This is a genomic window from Pseudoalteromonas sp. NS-SX12, assembly GCF_057367955.1.
The window spans coordinates 270,931-287,762 of the sequence record NZ_CM170634.1 but is presented as its reverse complement, the minus strand read 5'-3'; the positions used below and the strand labels follow the sequence as shown (position 1 = coordinate 287,762).

14 protein-coding genes are annotated in these 16,832 nt (G+C 42.0%); 10 read left to right on the top strand and 4 right to left on the bottom strand.

Going from position 1 to position 16,832, the window contains the following annotated elements:
* The first annotated feature begins 120 nt into the window (after positions 1–120).
* Positions 121–1,509 (top strand): PhoH family protein, encoded by a 1,389-nt coding sequence (locus AC2IOM_RS01370; protein ID WP_105170879.1) that lies wholly within the window; start codon positions 121–123, stop codon positions 1,507–1,509.
* Positions 1,510–1,677: 168 nt separating this feature from the next.
* On the opposite strand, the gene AC2IOM_RS01365 is transcribed toward AC2IOM_RS01370, so the two are convergent.
* The 3 genes from AC2IOM_RS01365 to AC2IOM_RS01355 form a co-directional block, all read right to left on the bottom strand.
* A complete protein-coding gene (locus AC2IOM_RS01365) occupies positions 1,678–2,631 on the bottom strand; it encodes a hypothetical protein (protein WP_486358890.1) in 954 nt (317 codons plus the stop codon).
* Between the two features lie 215 nt (positions 2,632–2,846).
* Positions 2,847–4,622, bottom strand: a complete 1,776-nt coding sequence (locus AC2IOM_RS01360) for a DUF885 domain-containing protein (protein ID WP_486358889.1) — start codon at positions 4,620–4,622, stop codon at positions 2,847–2,849.
* Between the two features lie 109 nt (positions 4,623–4,731).
* Positions 4,732–5,676 (bottom strand): D-2-hydroxyacid dehydrogenase, encoded by a 945-nt coding sequence (locus AC2IOM_RS01355; RefSeq protein ID WP_486358888.1) that lies wholly within the window; start codon positions 5,674–5,676, stop codon positions 4,732–4,734.
* 92 nt (positions 5,677–5,768) lie between these two features.
* Between AC2IOM_RS01355 and zntR the strand changes: the two genes are divergently transcribed.
* The 9 genes from zntR (at position 5,769) to AC2IOM_RS01310 (ending at position 16,094) form a co-directional block, all read left to right on the top strand.
* Positions 5,769–6,182, top strand: a complete 414-nt coding sequence (zntR, locus tag AC2IOM_RS01350) for a Zn(2+)-responsive transcriptional regulator (protein WP_336434554.1) — start codon at positions 5,769–5,771, stop codon at positions 6,180–6,182.
* Positions 6,169–7,428 carry an SO_0444 family Cu/Zn efflux transporter gene (locus AC2IOM_RS01345; RefSeq protein WP_486358887.1) on the top strand — a complete coding sequence of 420 codons (1,260 nt, stop codon included), beginning with the start codon at positions 6,169–6,171 and terminating at the stop codon, positions 7,426–7,428. The genes zntR and AC2IOM_RS01345 overlap by 14 nt, the downstream gene beginning before the upstream one ends.
* Positions 7,429–7,729: 301 nt before the next feature.
* Positions 7,730–9,139: an imelysin family protein gene (locus AC2IOM_RS01340; protein WP_486358886.1), complete on the top strand. Its 1,410-nt coding sequence runs from the start codon at positions 7,730–7,732 to the stop codon at positions 9,137–9,139.
* A gap of 63 nt (positions 9,140–9,202) precedes the next feature.
* Positions 9,203–10,858 carry a di-heme oxidoreductase family protein gene (locus AC2IOM_RS01335; RefSeq protein ID WP_486358885.1) on the top strand — a complete coding sequence of 552 codons (1,656 nt, stop codon included), beginning with the start codon at positions 9,203–9,205 and terminating at the stop codon, positions 10,856–10,858.
* On the top strand, positions 10,855–12,261 hold the full coding sequence (locus AC2IOM_RS01330) for a di-heme oxidoreductase family protein (protein WP_486358884.1): 1,407 nt from the start codon (positions 10,855–10,857) through the stop codon (positions 12,259–12,261). Before AC2IOM_RS01335 ends, AC2IOM_RS01330 begins: the two co-directional genes overlap by 4 nt.
* A gap of 11 nt (positions 12,262–12,272) precedes the next feature.
* On the top strand, positions 12,273–13,412 hold the full coding sequence (locus AC2IOM_RS01325) for an imelysin family protein (RefSeq protein ID WP_486358883.1): 1,140 nt from the start codon (positions 12,273–12,275) through the stop codon (positions 13,410–13,412).
* Positions 13,413–13,414: 2 nt separating this feature from the next.
* Entirely contained in the window at positions 13,415–14,491 is a 1,077-nt protein-coding gene (locus AC2IOM_RS01320; RefSeq protein ID WP_486358882.1) for a DUF1513 domain-containing protein, read from the top strand.
* Between the two features lie 82 nt (positions 14,492–14,573).
* Positions 14,574–15,680: a lysophospholipid acyltransferase family protein gene (locus AC2IOM_RS01315; RefSeq protein ID WP_100912801.1), complete on the top strand. Its 1,107-nt coding sequence runs from the start codon at positions 14,574–14,576 to the stop codon at positions 15,678–15,680.
* A gap of 165 nt (positions 15,681–15,845) precedes the next feature.
* Positions 15,846–16,094: a DUF1289 domain-containing protein gene (locus AC2IOM_RS01310; RefSeq protein ID WP_040641367.1), complete on the top strand. Its 249-nt coding sequence runs from the start codon at positions 15,846–15,848 to the stop codon at positions 16,092–16,094.
* Positions 16,095–16,130: 36 nt separating this feature from the next.
* On the opposite strand, the gene AC2IOM_RS01305 is transcribed toward AC2IOM_RS01310, so the two are convergent.
* Positions 16,131–16,775: a hypothetical protein gene (locus AC2IOM_RS01305; RefSeq protein WP_486358881.1), complete on the bottom strand. Its 645-nt coding sequence runs from the start codon at positions 16,773–16,775 to the stop codon at positions 16,131–16,133.
* Positions 16,776–16,832: the final 57 nt, after the last annotated feature.

The following is a 16,832-nucleotide window of genomic DNA, read 5'->3' as shown; positions in this document are numbered from 1 at the left end:
TTGTAATTTAGCCAGAATTTTGCACTTTTTTTGTCATAAAAAAGCCAAATTCCTGAAATAGACTAAACTTAAAAGTAAAGCAAAAACCATAAACCCGCCAGCTAAGAGAAGGAACAGCTTATGGGAAAAATGCGCAATAACGATAATAAACTCTATGTCCTAGATACCAACGTATTACTTCACGAACCTTTCGCTTTTTTATCTTTCCAAGAACATCAAGTCGTTATCCCAATGACAGTGTTAGAAGAGCTGGACCACATAAAAGATCGCAAAAAAGATGTGAGTCGAGACGCACGTATTGCTATTCGTGCTTTGGATGATGTGTTAAGAGACGCAAGTCCTGAAGAAATGCTTGCTGGGGTTGATCTTTCAACGGTCGCTAAAAATTGTACGGGTAAACTAACAATTGTTAACGACCATATGTTTGAAGATGCGGTTTCGGGTTTACCAGGAGATGAAAACGACCATCGCATAATTAATACCGCATTGCATTTGCAGCAACTAAAAGTTGAAGTAAAAGTAGTGTTAGTCACTAAAGATATAAACATGCGCTTAAAAGCTAAAGGAGCGGGGCTTGAGTTTGTTGAAGACTACCGCACCGATCAGCTCATTGACGATATTAGCTTGCTAACTAGCGGCTATAAAAAACTTGATGGCGATTTTTGGCAGCATGTAAAAGAGTGCGACAGTGAGCAAAGCGGTCGAGATACGTATCATACCGTACCCCGTAATTTGCTTAATGAAGTCTTTATCAATGAGTATTTACTCGACGAGACAGGTCACTTTGCTGCCCGTGTGGTGGATTACGACGAAGAGCATATAAAGCTACTTGATTTGGGTTTTGAACGTATTATGGGACGCAGTGCGTGGGGTATTCAGCCCAAAAATGTTTATCAAGCAATGGCGATTAATGCGCTGCTCGACCCGCATATGGATTTAGTGATTTTGACAGGCCCAGCTGGTTGCGGCAAAACCTTGTTGGCATTGGCTTGCGCCCTTGAACTTGTGATTGAACGGGGAATGTACGATAAGGTCATTGTGACCCGTAACACGCCCGAAATTGCTGAATCAATCGGCTTTTTACCTGGCACCGAAGAAGAGAAAATGATGCCTTGGCTTGCGGCGATAACCGATTCCTTAGAAGTACTTCATAAAAACGACGAAAATCCGGTTTCGAGCCGTAATTACATTATGGAAAAAGCTAATATTCAATTTAAGTCGATAAACTTTATGCGTGGACGCAGTATTCAAAATGCGATTGTTATTTTAGATGAAAGCCAAAACTTAACCGCATCGCAATTAAAAACCATTATTACCCGTTGTGGTGAAGGTACTAAATTAATTTGCTCGGGTAACTTGGCACAAATTGACAGTAATTATCTAACCCCAGTGACTTCAGGGTTAACCTATATTGTTGAACGTTTTAAAGACTTCCAAGGCAGCAGCACGATTAATTTAAATGGTGTAGTACGCAGCCGTTTAGCGAGCTTCGCTGAAGAAAATTTATAAGCTAACGAGTGAAGGTGTCTAAAAATGACATCGATGAAAAGTTAAAAGGACTGATGTTTATCAGCCCTTTTTTTGTTTGATGATTTACGCGGAACTATCGCTAACACATTTAACGCTACAATACATAAACGCAGCCGCAAGAGAATCATGTGCTATGGCGAGTGCGGCTTAAATTATATCAACTATGTATTGCTTACTTTTCAGCATACTCCAAGAGCTACTGCTTACCTCTGCGATTGGGTATTGCTTTGGCCCAGTGACTTCACCGACTAAGTATTTTAAGCCATTAATTTCAACATGCTTGTCGCCTTTGCGAATCGGTAAATTTAACCCAATTAGCGCATGGTTAGGGGAGGTAATAATAGCGATGGTCAGGCGCGGGTAAATCGCTTTTAAAATAGCGCTAGTGAGTACAAGTTTGCTATCTACATCGCCGTATTGTTGGCGGATCAGCTTAAGAGGTGGCTTAAAGTTTTCGCCACTGTTATGAAAACGGTCTGGCAACTCAGATGTTGGCATCGCCTGTACCCAACTTAATACAAAGTTAATGACTGTTTTTGGTCTAACGTTATTGCCAAACTTAGTTAAAATCGCTTCTCTAATCGGTGAAATATAGTCATATGAATGTTTCACAAAGCGCGGTAAGTCGGGTCTAACTGCATCAATTGCCCAGATGGCCTCTAAATCAGCATAGTGATGCTTGCGTAAATAGCTTTTACGCGCACTTTGTTTTGCTTTTTCTACTCGTGCTTCAACGTCCTTTAATAGCGCTTTGTCATCACTGTAAACTTTATATTCAATGCTACGTTCTTTACGCTGTGTTTCGAGTGTGTATTTACGTCGGTCGAACTCTCTAATGGTGTTTCTTACCTTTATATCAATCTTGTCGAGGTATTCTTGTGCGTTAAAGCCTTTAAAGCGGCGGTAGTGGTTAAATAGCTGGTCGTTTGAGTAGCTAAAACTAAGCTTTTGTTCCTTGTTTTGATCATCAAACCAAGTGTAATAAAACGTTTGTTGTTGTTTTTCTTGTACCACTTTGCGCTCGAACGAGTGACTAAAAAGTGGTAAAGCGCAAAGGCTCAAAATGGCTGCGAGTAATAAACTTGGTTTAAGTTTAACCATGATAATATCCGAGGTTCGTAAAGTCTGTTAGGTGAATTGTCATAAATAACAATAAGCTTAGTCAAGATGTTGTGATAGAACGAAATATTTCTATTCAATTAATAAATTCGAAAGCTAACTGTGTTAATGCTGATTACTAAGACTATTAATTTGGGTAATAAAAAAGGAAGCACATGCTTCCTTTTAAATCTTGGATTATTTACCTTGAATACAGGTTACTTATCCATTAATTCACGAATGTATTTAACCGGCGAGCTACCGTAACTTAAAAACTGTTCGTGGAATGCTTTTAAGTCAAAATCGTCACCCAGTTTCGCTTTTTGCGCTTCGCGGAAATCGTAAATTTCACGGTAGCCAGTGTAGTAGCTTGTTAGCTGAACTTGGCTCAGCGTCGCGCGCCGCCATTTGCCTTCTGCCTCAGCGCGTTCTTGGAAAGCACCGTTCATAAGTAGATCTAGGCCTTGTTCTTTACTGATGCCTTCCACTTGGATTTGATAATCCAAAATCGTGTTACAAATTACGCGTAAATTCCATTTGTAGTACATTAACCACATTTCTGGTTCAAAATTACCGTAACCTTCTTCTAGCATCATGCGCTCTGTGTACACTGCCCAACCTTCGATCATTGCGCCGTTTCCGAATATACTCTTAATTAGAGACGGTGACTCATTTGAATAAACTAATTGAGTGTAATGGCCCGGAATTGCCTCATGAATATTTAAAATTTGTAAAATCCAATGGTTGTACTCTTTCAAATACGATTCGGCTTGTTCCTCACTCATATTATCAAGTGGCGTAACGTTGTAGTAGGTGTTTTCTTTTTTCGCATATGGACCCGGTGCACTAATCGATGCACCAGCAAAACCGCGCATATAATCTGGCGTTTCGCGCACCACTAGCGGTTTTTCAGGATCAAGAGTAATGAGATCTTTTTCTTTAATAAAGGCTTCAAGCTCAGGAATTTGTTTTTTAATTTCATCAACAAAGTTTTCGCGTTTTACGTGCTTAACCGCAAGGTGATTAATCAGTGTTGAAATTGCTTTTTGAGGTTCACTTGGCATCTCTGTATTGGCAAAATATTTAGGCCAAAGTTGCTCGGTGATTTTTAACATTTCAGCGGTAACACGGTCTTTATCTGACAACGCTTTTTGATAAACCTCTTTTGCGCTGTAACCCGACTGAATATCAAATGCGAATTTTTGCTCGTAAAGCGCTTCGCCAATTCTAAATGAACGTGCGTTATTGTTTGCAACCAGCTCTTGTTCCAGCTTAGTTAAGAATTCAATGTATTCATTAATCGCTGCTGTTGCTGCTTTAAAACGGGTTTCAAATAATTGCTTATCAGCGTCCGATAGATTTGAAGTTTTAGCTTTATTAAATAAATCTTTATTTAATACGCTAAATGCGCCTTTATTTTGGCTAATTGCCAACTGTGTGTACTCAAGTGTTGGCGTATCAATATTGGCAATGGCTGCTGCATAATAGGCCGGTACATTTTCAAGACGTTTTAATACTTTCGTGATTTTTGTGTTGTCATCATCAAAGCGACTATTAATGATTTGTGCAAACCCACCCGCAACATTGTAATTTGATGGATTCCATTGCCACGATTTAAACGTGTTTACCGTCCAAATTGATTTTTTTAATAGATTTTCGATTAAGTGATAATCGGTTTTTAAATTGGCTGGTAACTTATTAAGGTCAAACTGGGCCAATTTAGCGAGTTGTGTATTGGCAAAGTTAATATCGTTAACGCGGCTTTGTGCGTCGGGAACCGTTAAAATATGGTCGTATTTACCGTAACCTGCGTATTGTGACCACTCAGGGCGGTGACGCCAAAAGTCTTCAATAAATTGTGTTGAAAACGCTTCAAATGCAGCAGCTTGAGACTGCTGTTGGCTTGCAGGTGCGTCAGTTGTTGAATTGGTTGTTTGGCATGCACTAAGGCCAAGTGCTGCAACCAGCGCTAAACTTAAGGCTGTTTTTTTCATTGTGTTTCCCTTGAGTGATTAAAGCGACTAAGCGAGTTAAAGCCGCGTTAAAGTCAGTGTATCAATTTCGCTTAAAAATCGAAGTTTTTTCGATAAAAGGTCAACAACCCTATACTCGGTTACGTGTTTCGCCATTTTCAAAGGCACTAATATTTAGCGCTATTTGCTTAATTAAGCGCGAGATAGACTGCTTGCTGGCCCATGCAATATGTGGTGTGAGCAATAAGTTGCTCCCGTGATACTGAACGAGCGGGTTGTCGTCTTGTGCGGGTTCTTTGCTTAAAACATCAATCGCCGCTGCTTTAATTTGTTTGGTTTGCAGTGCGTGTGCAAGTGCGCTTTCATCAACAATGCCACCGCGTGCAGTATTAATTATTACCGCGCTAGATTTCATTAGTTTAAATTCGCGTGTACTAATTAAATTTTCAGTTTCTTGGTTAAGGGGGCAATGAACCGAAACAATATCGGCGTTTGCTATCGCGTCATCAAATGCAACTCGACCGTCACGTACAGGGCTGTTTTTACGCTCACTAATCAAGGTTTCAATGCCAAATGCTGTCGCGGCTTTTGCTACTGCGCGTCCTAAATCGCCATACCCGATTAATGCCATTTTTAAACCCGCTACTTCGTCTATTGAGTGGTCTAAAAAGCAAAAATGGCTCGCGTGTTGCCACTGATTGTTATGACAATCAGCAATGTATTGATGGGTATTACCTAGTAAGTTAAATAATAAAGCGAACGTGTGCTGCACCACGCTTGCGGTGGAATAGCCTGCAACATTGGTAACCGCAATGCCATGCTGTTTTGCCGCCACTAAATCAACATTATTGGTGCCTGTGGCGGCAATGCAAATTAGCTTTACCGTGCTTAGTTGAGATAATGCTGTTTGGTCTATCACTACTTTATTGGTAATTATCACGTCCATACCTTGGCAACGTTCAATCACTTGTGCAGGCGTGGTATTGTCAAATAATGCGATGTTTTGTGTCAGCGCATTTAGCGGTGATAAGTCACCATTTTCAATTGTTGCGTAGTCGAGAATAGCAATTTTCATAATTTTAAATATTTGGTTTGACTTTGGAGTTAACTCTAAGGTTTATACTTAGTAGGAAAGTTAGATTTAGTGTATCTCAATTAGGCAGGCAAATGGTAAAAATAGGTGAAATTGCAAAACGGTTAGCGGTCTCGACCGATACGCTTCGTTACTATGAAAAGCAAGGCATTCTCAATTCATCGGCGCGCAGTGAGTCGGGGTATCGCTTGTATTCAGAACAAGATGTTGCGCAGCTGTCGTTTGTACTAAGGGCAAAGGATGTAGGCTTTACACTGAATGAAATTAAAGAGTTACTTGCAATAAAAGTAGATAAGCAAAGTCACAGCTGTGAACAAGTTAAACATTTTACGAGTGAAAAAATAACGCAAGTTGAGCGTAAAATTACCGAGTTAAATACTATTTTAAATTCGCTTAAACTACTGCACAAATCATGCTGCGGCGGTAATGAACCCGCCGTTCATTGTTCAATTCTTTCAGCGCTGGAGGCACAAAATGACGCTCGTTAATAACTTTATTGATCTCTTTATTATTTCAGCGCCTTGGTTGTTATTGGGGTTGTTTATAGCGGCATTAATTAACGTTTACTTACCTGAGAATTTTCTCAATCGCCACCTTGGCAAAGAGGGCTTTGCTACTACCATTAAAGCGGCTCTTATTGGTGCGCCAATGCCGCTGTGTTCTTGTGGCGTAATTCCAGCGGCACTCGGGCTGCGAAGGGCGGGAGCGTCAAAAAGCGCAACCACGGCATTTTTAGTCTCTACGCCCGAAACAGGTGTTGATTCAATTTCTGTGTCCTATGTTTTGCTTGGTCCATTTATGGCAATTATCCGACCGATTGCAGCGGTTGTCAGCGCCATTACGGCAGGTTTATTAGTGGGCGGTGAAAGCAAAGGCAATACGCAAAAAAGCGCTCATAACATAAAAGAAAAAGCCGATGATACTTGCTGCAGTAGTGCGCACACTAAAGAGCAAAATGCGGCGCAGGCTAGCAATATGGTTTCAGAACAAAAGATGTCATGCTGTAGTACTCAGCAAAAGCCTGTTGTGCAAACTTCTCCTTGTTGTGCGCCAACAGTAGCTGAAGCTAAGCCGAATGTAACAACCAGTGCTGCTTGTTGCTCGGTAAAAGATTCTGATGAGCAAAAAGAAAATACTACCTCGTGTTGTTCCACAGACAAAGAGACGCAGCTTGTAACAGAAACCGCGACAGCAAAACTCAAGCGTGCATTTTCATTTAGTGCTAACAAACTGCTAAGTGATACCGCAAAGTGGCTGATGATAGGTTTGTTTTTTGCCGCGTTAGTGCAAACCTTTGTACCGCAAGATTTTCTACAACAGTATGGTAATGGAATTTGGGCCATGCTAATCGTAATTTTAATTAGTATTCCAATGTATGTATGTGCAACTGCCTCAACGCCTATTGCTGCAGGGTTATTGATGTCGGGCGTTAGCCCCGGTGCTGCGCTGGTATTTATGTTAGCGGGGCCGGCAACTAATGTAGCTACATTAGGTGTGGTAGCGAGCGAACTAGGCAAGCGCGCGGTGGTCGCTTATTTAACAGGGGTTATTGGTGTTGCGCTAATTTTCGGCTTTATTACCGACTATTTGGTAGCACGCTATCAATTCGCAATCGTACCGTCGCTACAAGAATCGCATCATGTATTACCTATGTGGCTAGAGTACGGTGCGGGAGCCTTACTTTTGGTGTTAATGTTGCGCTTGGTTTGGCTCAAATTAAGTAGCCGCAAGTAACTTGTGTATTTGCTTTTAGGTGTACTAGTTGATTGATATTTAAGCTTGAAAGACATTGTTTTTTACGATGACTCGTTTAATAAAAAGGAGCCCATAGGCTCCTTTTTTTGATCTAGATCAAGTTTATAAATTTAGATGAATCAAAATATAAACTTATTTTAAATATTTTTAAATGATAATGATTTCTGTTATTGATCTAATTTGTTTTGGGTTTTAGAATGCTTCGCAGTTTTATTAAGCCAATTACGTTTTTGATAAAAATTGGTATTACTCAATCATAAAAATATCAGGGATTAACATAATGAAAAAAATAGCGAATTTTGCACTTTCTTCGTTATGTGTTGCAATGCTTGCAGCATGTAGCGGTGACGATGGCAAAGACGGGGCAGACGGCGCACCAGGTGTAAGTGGCGAAAGTGGTGTATCAACGTATGTGACCGAAAAAGATGTCGTTGTTACCAATGCGCAGCATGCATATGCGGTTTATGCCGATTCACTTATCGCTGCTAAGCAGCTTAAAGATGTGATTGAGCAGTTTGTTGCAGAGCCAAGCGAAGCTAACTTTAGCGCTGCTAAAAATGCGTGGTTAGATGCTCGCGAACCTTATGGTCAGTCAGAAGTGTATCGTTTTCGTGAAGGGCCAATCGACAATCTAACGCGTGATGACAATGGCAACCTGGTATTAGTTGCTGAAGAAGGTCCAGAAGGCGCAATCAACGCATGGCCACTAGCCGAAGCGCTAATTGATTACACAGTTGACATGGATGGCGCACAACTGCCTGAAAACCCTGCAAGCTTACCTGTAGGTGGCAATATTATTGCCGATCTTGCTGAGTTCCCAGATATCACCAAAGCGTTACTCGCTGAACAATTTGAGCGCGGCGATGATGAAGCCAATGTAACATCAGGCTATCACGCGATTGAATTTTTACTGTGGGGACAAGATCTTAACGCCGATGGTTCTTACACGCCAAACCGTGACTACAGTGCTGGCTACCGTAAAGTAAACGATTATTACACTGCGGCTAGTGGCATGGGTGAGTGTACATCTGGCGTAGATAACGTGGTTGATTCGGTTATTTGTGAACGCCGTGGTGACTACCTAATTGCAGCAGCAGATTTACTGATCGACGATTTACAAGGTGTTGTTGATGCATGGACTCCAGGTTCAGGTTTTCACTATGTTGAATTTACTAAAGACGAAAATGTAAAAGCGTCGTTAGCGAAAATTCTAGAAGGCATGGGCCGTTTAAGCTTTGGTGAACTTGCTGGTGAGCGCATGAGTATTGCACTTCGTACCGATTCACAAGAAGACGAGCACTCGTGTTTTTCAGATAATACACACCGCGATATTTTCTTAAATGCTAAGGGTATTCAAAACGCATTTAATGGTGCTTACCAGCGTATGGATGGCGAAACATTAGAAGGTGCTAGCATTTACGATTTACTGGTAGTGGATGGTTCGCACGAACTTGCCAATGAATTACGTGCTGCGATTGAAGATACGATGGCGAAAGCGGCAGTTATCGATACTAACGCTAAGCTAGGTTACTCATTTGATGTGCAAATTCAAAATGCTGACTTAAAGCAACCTGTTACGCACACAATCGAAGCGCTTAAATCACAAACACAAGTGATTAAACAAGCAATTGAAGCGTTAGAAGTAACCACGGGTGATCTTGAGCAAGATACTGACGAGTTTGGTAGCTAATTAGGCTAACACTATTATTGGCGCTGCTATTTTGCAGCGCTTTTTTCGTTTCTAGGGGCATTTATGAAGCGACATCTTTTACTAACTAGTTTTATGTTAAGTGCTTTGGGTTGTGGTGGCTCATCGCAATCACCAGAAGCAAAGCCTAGCGAACCTCAACCGCCTGTTGTCACACTGCCGGGGCAGCCAAATGATGGCTTAGCGCCGCTTAGCAGCAGTACGCCTGACAACAACGAGCACCTAGCGGGTGGTGCAGTAACAACCGATGTTCAAAATGAAGACGCATTCAGCCAATCGGCACCGGCAATTCGCAGTGATTTTGCATTAGACGCGGTATTTAAATCGGGCGACCACTTGTTTAGAGGCACACACAAAGGATTAGGCCCAGTTTTTAATAACCCAACTTGCCAAGGGTGTCATATTAAAGATGGACGTGGCGAAGTACCAAGCTCACCGCAGCGTGCAATGACCAGTATGTTCCTACGTATTAGTGATGAGAGTGGTCAACCCGATGCCGTGTATGGCGATCAATTACAAACATTTGGCACGGTTGCCGGACACCCGACAGGCGCATTACCTAAGTTTAACGGCGCGTTAGATGAAGGTTTGGCATATGGCGAAGCCTATGCGTTTGTTGAGTATGAAAACGTAACAGGTAAATTTGCCGATGGCGAAGAATACGAGTTGCGCAAACCCATTTATAAAGTAACCGACTTATCTTACGGCCCATTTAACGACACGGTAAGGTTCTCTGCCCGTGTTTCACCTGCGATTTTTGGCTCAGGTCTGCTGCATGCAATTCCTGAACAGTACATTACCAGCTACGCGGACCCTGACGATGTTGATAATGATGGTATTTCTGGTCGTGCTGTGTATGTAACAGAGCCTATTTCAGAGCAAACTAAATTAGCACGCTTTGGCTATAAACTTGGCACTGCATCAGTATTACAGCAAATAGCGGGGGCTTATCGCGGTGATATGGGCGTGACTAATCGTATTAACCAAGCAGAGCCGTGCACCGACAATCAAGTTGCCTGTAATGAACAAGCTGCATTAGAGCAAAACAGTGAAGCCAATGGTCTTGATTTAAGTGATTTAGATCTCGCACAAGTTGAATTTTATAACCGTCTATTAGCTGTGCCAGCAAGGCGAGGGTTTGACGTGCAAACCAGTACTTGGCAAGAGGATATTATGCGTGGCCGTGCGTTATTTTTCGACGCGAACTGCAATGGCTGCCATGTACCACGCCATAAAACAGGCGAAGCACCGGCAAGCTTATTAGGTGATGTCGATATTCTTGGCTTTACTGGCGAAAGTACGCCGATTGCTGCACTTAGCGAGCAAGTTATTTATCCTTATAGCGACTTGTTACTACATGATATGGGCGGTGAATGTGCGCCTATTAAATTAGAAAACGCACAAGGCGGTAGCTGTCAGGCTGGTGAAAATTGCATTTATGTGCAGCGCTGTGAAGGTCTTGCAGATAACCGTCCTGAGGGAGAAGCATCTGGTACTGAGTGGCGTACAACACCGCTTTGGGGATTAGGCTTGGTTCAGCAAGTAAATGCGCGCGCTACTTATTTGCATGATGGTCGAGCACGCACCATCAGCGAGGCCATTTTATGGCATGGCGGTGAGGCAGAAAAAGCTAAGCAAGCCTACCTTGCAATGTCTAAAACTGAGCGTTCACAATTATTGGCGTTTTTAAATTCACTATGATTAAACGAAGTCTTTTAACTGCGTGTACTTTTGGCACTTTGCTAATTGGTTGTAAAGAGCAAACTGTACCTGAATTTTCACATAGCGAGTTGCGCCCTGGTGGCGCAACAACGTTAAAGCGACTCAATACACGTACTTTTATTCACCCCTCAGAAAATCTCGATTTAGATAGGCAGCTTGATTTTTGGGATGGCTTTTCATTTTTTCGTGATCCTTGGGTCGCAGCACCTGCTGCAACCCAAGACCGTGATGGTTTAGGCCCGCTTTACAACGCGCGTTCATGTAAAGCATGTCATATTCGTGGTGGTCGAGGAAAGCTTGTTGGGGAAGGCACGCATTCGCCAATGGCATTGCTTTTTCGTTTAGGCAAGCGTGATGATGGTGATGCGGTCGATAAACACTATGGCGGTCAATTTCAGCCATTTGCGATTAAACTAGCAAAACCTGAATCACTTGCGGCGGAAGGCAAAGTAACCATTCGTTACGAAACCGTATCGGGTCAATATGCGGATGGCACGCCTTACACTTTAAGCAAACCACATTATCAATTGGTTGATTTAGCCTATGGCGAATTGCAACCCAATACGGTGTTATCGCCACGTTATGCGCCAGCACTATACGGAATGGGGTTGTTGGACGCGATTAATGAACACGATCTTATTGCGCAAGAGGATATTGTGGATAAAAACAACGATGGTATTTCGGCTAAGTATAATCGTGTGATGAGTGCTAAAACTAAGGAGCAGGTTATAGGACGTTTTGGCTTTAAAGCGAGTCAACCAAGTTTAGCATCACAAACGGCAGCGGCATTTGTTAATGATATCGGCATAACCAATCCGTTTTTCACACACGATACTTGCACGCCATCACAGCAGCTTTGTCAACTTGCATCAGCAATGGGCGGCCACGACCGCACGCTAGAAATACCCGAAAAACTGCATAAGTTAACGGTGTTTATGGGGGCGCACATCGCGGTGCAACCGACCCGAAAGCTCACTTCAGAAAAAGCACAACAGGGCAGAGCACTTTTTTATCAAGCGAATTGCCATAGTTGTCACACCCCAAGTTATACCACGGCAAGCGACTATCCTCTTAAAGAGCTGGCAAATCAAACTATCTGGCCTTACACCAATTTGGCGTTACACGATATGGGCGAAGCACTGGCTGATGGTAAAGCAGAAGGATTAGCCAATGGTCGGGAGTGGCGTACGCCACCACTTTGGGGGCTAGGATTACAAGAAAAAGTACAGGGCTATCAGGCATTTTTACATGATGGCCGTGCGAACACAGTGGCTGAAGCGATTTTGTGGCATGGCGGCGAAGCCGAGCAATCAAAAAGCGCGTTTGTAGCGTTTGACCAACAGCAGCGTGACGCATTGATTTATTTTCTAAAACAAATTTAAGGGCAAATACGATGAAACTTAAAGCACTTTCTTTGCTTGTGACGGCTGCGTTACTAAGTGCATGTGGTGGTGGCAGCGATACCAACAGCGAAAAACCACCCATTACGCCACCCGTGGTTAAACTAACGAAAGATGAAGCCATGACAAAATTATTAGCAGCGCAAGCTGATAATTATATTTTGCCTGCGTATCAAACACTGATGGATGAGGCGGATAAACTAGATGCGGCGAGCATTATGTTTTGTGCTTATCAGGCGCCAAGCGAAAGCGAGCTAACAGAATTAAAAAATGCATGGTTAGCATTAAGCAAGGCATGGCAATTTGCGAAAGCGGTAAAAATGGGGCCTGAGTCTGAAGAATTTCGCCATTATCGCTTACAATTTTGGCCTGATAACAACAATGCCGTTCAGCGCGGTGTTGCGTCATTACTTGCGGCTCAAGTGATAGATGAGAACGCCGTTGCTAGCCTACAAGATGGTGCACAAGGGTTACCAGCGCTCGAGTTATTAATTTTTAATCAAGCACAAGATGCATCGTTACTAAGTGCAAGCAATAAACACGATCGTTGCCTCGCGGTAATGGCAATTGCCGCTAATGTAAAAACAGTCGCAACTGAAATTTTAGCACTATGGCAACACGAGAAGATTGGTTTTGTCCTTGATTTTAAAAATGGCAGCGGCGAGTACAATACGAAACAAGCGGTGCTTGAAGATTTTATTACTAATTGGTTTGAGCTAATTGAAGTGATTAAAGATAACAAGCTCAATAATGTTAAAGGCACGCTGATCCCAGGTTACCCAGAAAAAGCGGAAAGTTACATTAGCTTATCGTCGCTTGAAAACATTAAAACCAATTTTGCAGGGCTGAAACAGGCCTACCTTGCGGGCAATGGTTATGGCTTTGACGAGTACTTAGTGGATATTCATGAAAATACACAAGTGAATGACACTATTCTAAATTACTTCGACGAAATTGATGTGTTACTAAATGATATCGAGAAACCGCTATCGCAAGCGGTAACAATACAAGACAGCCGCAATAAACTGTCGCCACTTATCACAAAAATAGACGAATTAAGAACTTACCTGTCTACCGATTTTATTCAGCTTACAGGCCTTAATCCTAACTTTAATTCGAATGACGGTGATTAATCATGGAGCGTAGAGCGTTTATCAAAAGTTTAGCGTTATGTGGTTTAAGTTTATCACTCGGCGCTAACTTAGTTGCGTGTTCAAGCAAAGCGCAACGTCGTTTTGTTAGTGCGGCAACCAACCACCAGGGTGAACATTTCGTGGTGGCGTTTGATCAAGCAGGGAATTTATTAAACCAGGTTAAAATTGATAATCGCGGCCATGATTTATTAATGCTTGATAGTGAACGGGTTGTGGTGTTTTCACGCCGCCCGTTTACCAAGCTGTTTGTGGTGAACTTAGCACAAAACCAGCTAGAGAAAATCATCAATGCAGAGCAAGGTTTTCATTTTTATGGTCATGGTGTGTTTGATAAAAAACGCAAGCAACTGATCACCACAGAAAATCATATTGAAAGTGCTGGTGGTTACTTAGTTGTGCGCAATACTCACAATTTTGCCGTGGAAAAGCGTGTACCAAGTGGCGGTATTGGGCCGCATCAATGCGCGTTAATGCCCGATGGTGAACATATTGTGGTTGCCAATGGAGGTATTAAAACACATCCAGATAAAGGTCGTGAAAAATTAAATCTAGCGAGTATGGCACCAAATTTAAGCTACATTCACCTCGATACTGGCAAGTTGGTTGAATCTGTCACTCCTCCGCATTTTCAGTTAAGTTTACGTCATCTGGCGGTAGCAAACAGTGGCGAAGTGATTGTTGGAGCGCAATATCAGGGAAACTATCGCGATGCGCATCCTTTGGTGTTTAGCCATAAAATAGGCCGCGAACTTCAGCCATTGCAGGCGGAGCCAAAATTTTGGCAAAACTTCGAGCAATACGTTGCCAGTATTGCAATTGCTGACAGTGATAATCGTATTGCTGTTACTTCTCCTCGGGGTGCTATTGTGGCCTATTGGCAATTGGATAATCATCAGTTTATTCGTCATGAACGTTTTGCCGATTGTGCGGGTGTAGCGAGTGCGCAAAATGAATTTATTGTCACAAACGGCAAGGGACAAGTAATTAACGATAGTAAAAATATGCCTATTTTTCAGTTACAACCGTTGCGGTTTGATAACCATTTAATTTACTCTTAACTGGTAAGAGATGTTAAATTTAGCCAAACAGAATAATGACAGGTAAAATATCCGACCTTTTTGTGATGCAGTAAACCAAGTTATGACTAATTCAAACGATAAATTTGCAGATATTCGCCCATATAATGATGAAGAAGTAGCCGCGTCTGTTGAGCGTCTGTTAAATGATGATGCATTTATCTCGGTAATTGCTGAGCACAACTTACCATCGTGGTTGCGTGCTATTCCATTTCTTGGCAACTATTTAGTTAAATCAAAATTACGTAACAAATACGGTAAATTTAAAACTGTTGATGAAGTTCAGCAGGCCGTTTCACGTTATCTTGATATTTTAGTTAAGCGCACAACCAGCAAAGTTACTTTCTCAGGGTTAGATAAGCTTGATAAAAACAAAGCGTACCTGTTTATCTCAAACCACCGTGATATTGCGCTTGATCCGGCTTTTGTAAACTACGGTCTATTTCAAAATAATATGAAAACCGTGCGCATTGCGATTGGTGATAACCTGTTGCAAGTGCCATACATGACTGAGTTAATGCGTTTAAATAAGAGTTTTATTGTTAAACGTTCTGTTAAGTCGCCAAAAGAGATGCTGAGAACGCTTACGACACTTTCGCATTATATCTACGATTCGCTTGATAGCGGGAATTCAGTTTGGATTGCGCAAAAAGAAGGACGAGCGAAAGATGGTAATGATGTTACCGATCCTGCACTAATTAAAATGTTGCAGCTACATGGTCGCAAACTAAAAATGGACTTTGCAGACTATGTAAAATCGATCAATGTTGTACCGGTTGCGATTTCATACGAATTTGAACCATGCGAAAAGGCGAAGGCAAAAGAGCAGTATCATAAAGCGACCTTTGGCGAATACAAAAAAGCGCAAGGTGAAGATATTGCCAGCATTATTGAAGGGTTTGCTACGAATAAAGGGCATGTGCATTTATCGTTTGGCGAGCCAATTACCAGCGATTGCGATACCCCAGATCAACTTGCTGAAACCATTGATAACTACATTCACAAAAACTACTTCTTGCACCCCAATAATTATTTGGCGGCAGAATCTGCAGAACATGAAATTTGTGATGATGCGAAGCGTGTTTACCACAGCCGCTTTGAAGGGGTTGCTCCGGAATTACATGAATTTATTAAGCAAATTTACGCGAAGCCGGTATTTAATCAAAAGTAACCAGCAAGCCAAAGTAAATTATAGTTTTAAGAAACCAGAGTAATACTCTGGTTTTTTTTGTGCAAAAAATGGTTAAACTGTAAATATGAGTGCGTAAAAAAAGACCTAGGTTTGCCTGTTTTGCAAGCAAGCCACTGTGAGTGAATGGCTGAGCAAAAACCAATTATTGAGCAAATAGAAATATTTGAAATACCCAGTCCGTGCAAAGGGGTGTGTCAGGCTAATAACCGAGGTTATTGCTTAGGGTGTTTTCGTTCGCGAGAAGAGCGCTTTCATTGGAACCAATTAACGAACGCGCAAAAAAAACATGTGATTAAGCTTTGCGCACAACGTGAAAAGCGCATTCGCCAAAAAATGGCTCAACAGCAAATCTCACCAGAGCTGGATACAGAGCAAACAAAACTCGACTTTTAGGTTTGTCTAATCTCGCCTTGTCTAATCTAGATTCACTTATTTAGGGGTTTTATGCTCAAGGGTAGCTTCAGCACTTTGCATTAACTGTAGGTCTAATTGTGCCAAAATTGCTTTATGTTGTTTGTGCAGGTAATGATGGATAGGTTTTTGCGACACAATGCGTTTATCAAAATGGGCTAGGGTGGCATCATCAATGTGATGCGTTAGCAAATACTCAAGTACCAAAATGCCATCAATTGTGCGGTCGCGCAGCATATGCAGCTGACTAGCAAGGTTATTATTACTTATTACCTCACCTTTAAATTTTTCTTGAGCAATAAATTTTTGTGCAAACGGGTAGCTTGGATTGTGGCTAATTGTACTCAACTGCTGAATGCGACAATTCTCGCATTGCCCCTTGTTAGTAAGCAGTACCAGATTCAAATACATTAACGGAGTATTACTTGCAATTAGGTTTGGGTATTCCTTAGAAATACCAATCACACGACCAATCTGGCCATCGAGTTCTCCGAGGTTAGCCGCTGCAAGTGAGCTTTTGTGATCAAATTCAATAATGCTTATATCGACACCAATTGCTTTATAAGCAGGTGTTAGGCGTTTGATTAATAAGCGAGAAACGTGTGTATCTAACGGTTTATTAAACACTAGCGTTTGCTTGATAGGGGTATTTGCCCACGCCATCTTACTCAAAAACAACAAGGCACAAAGCAGGATACAAGCACGCTTGCAGCTTTTAGT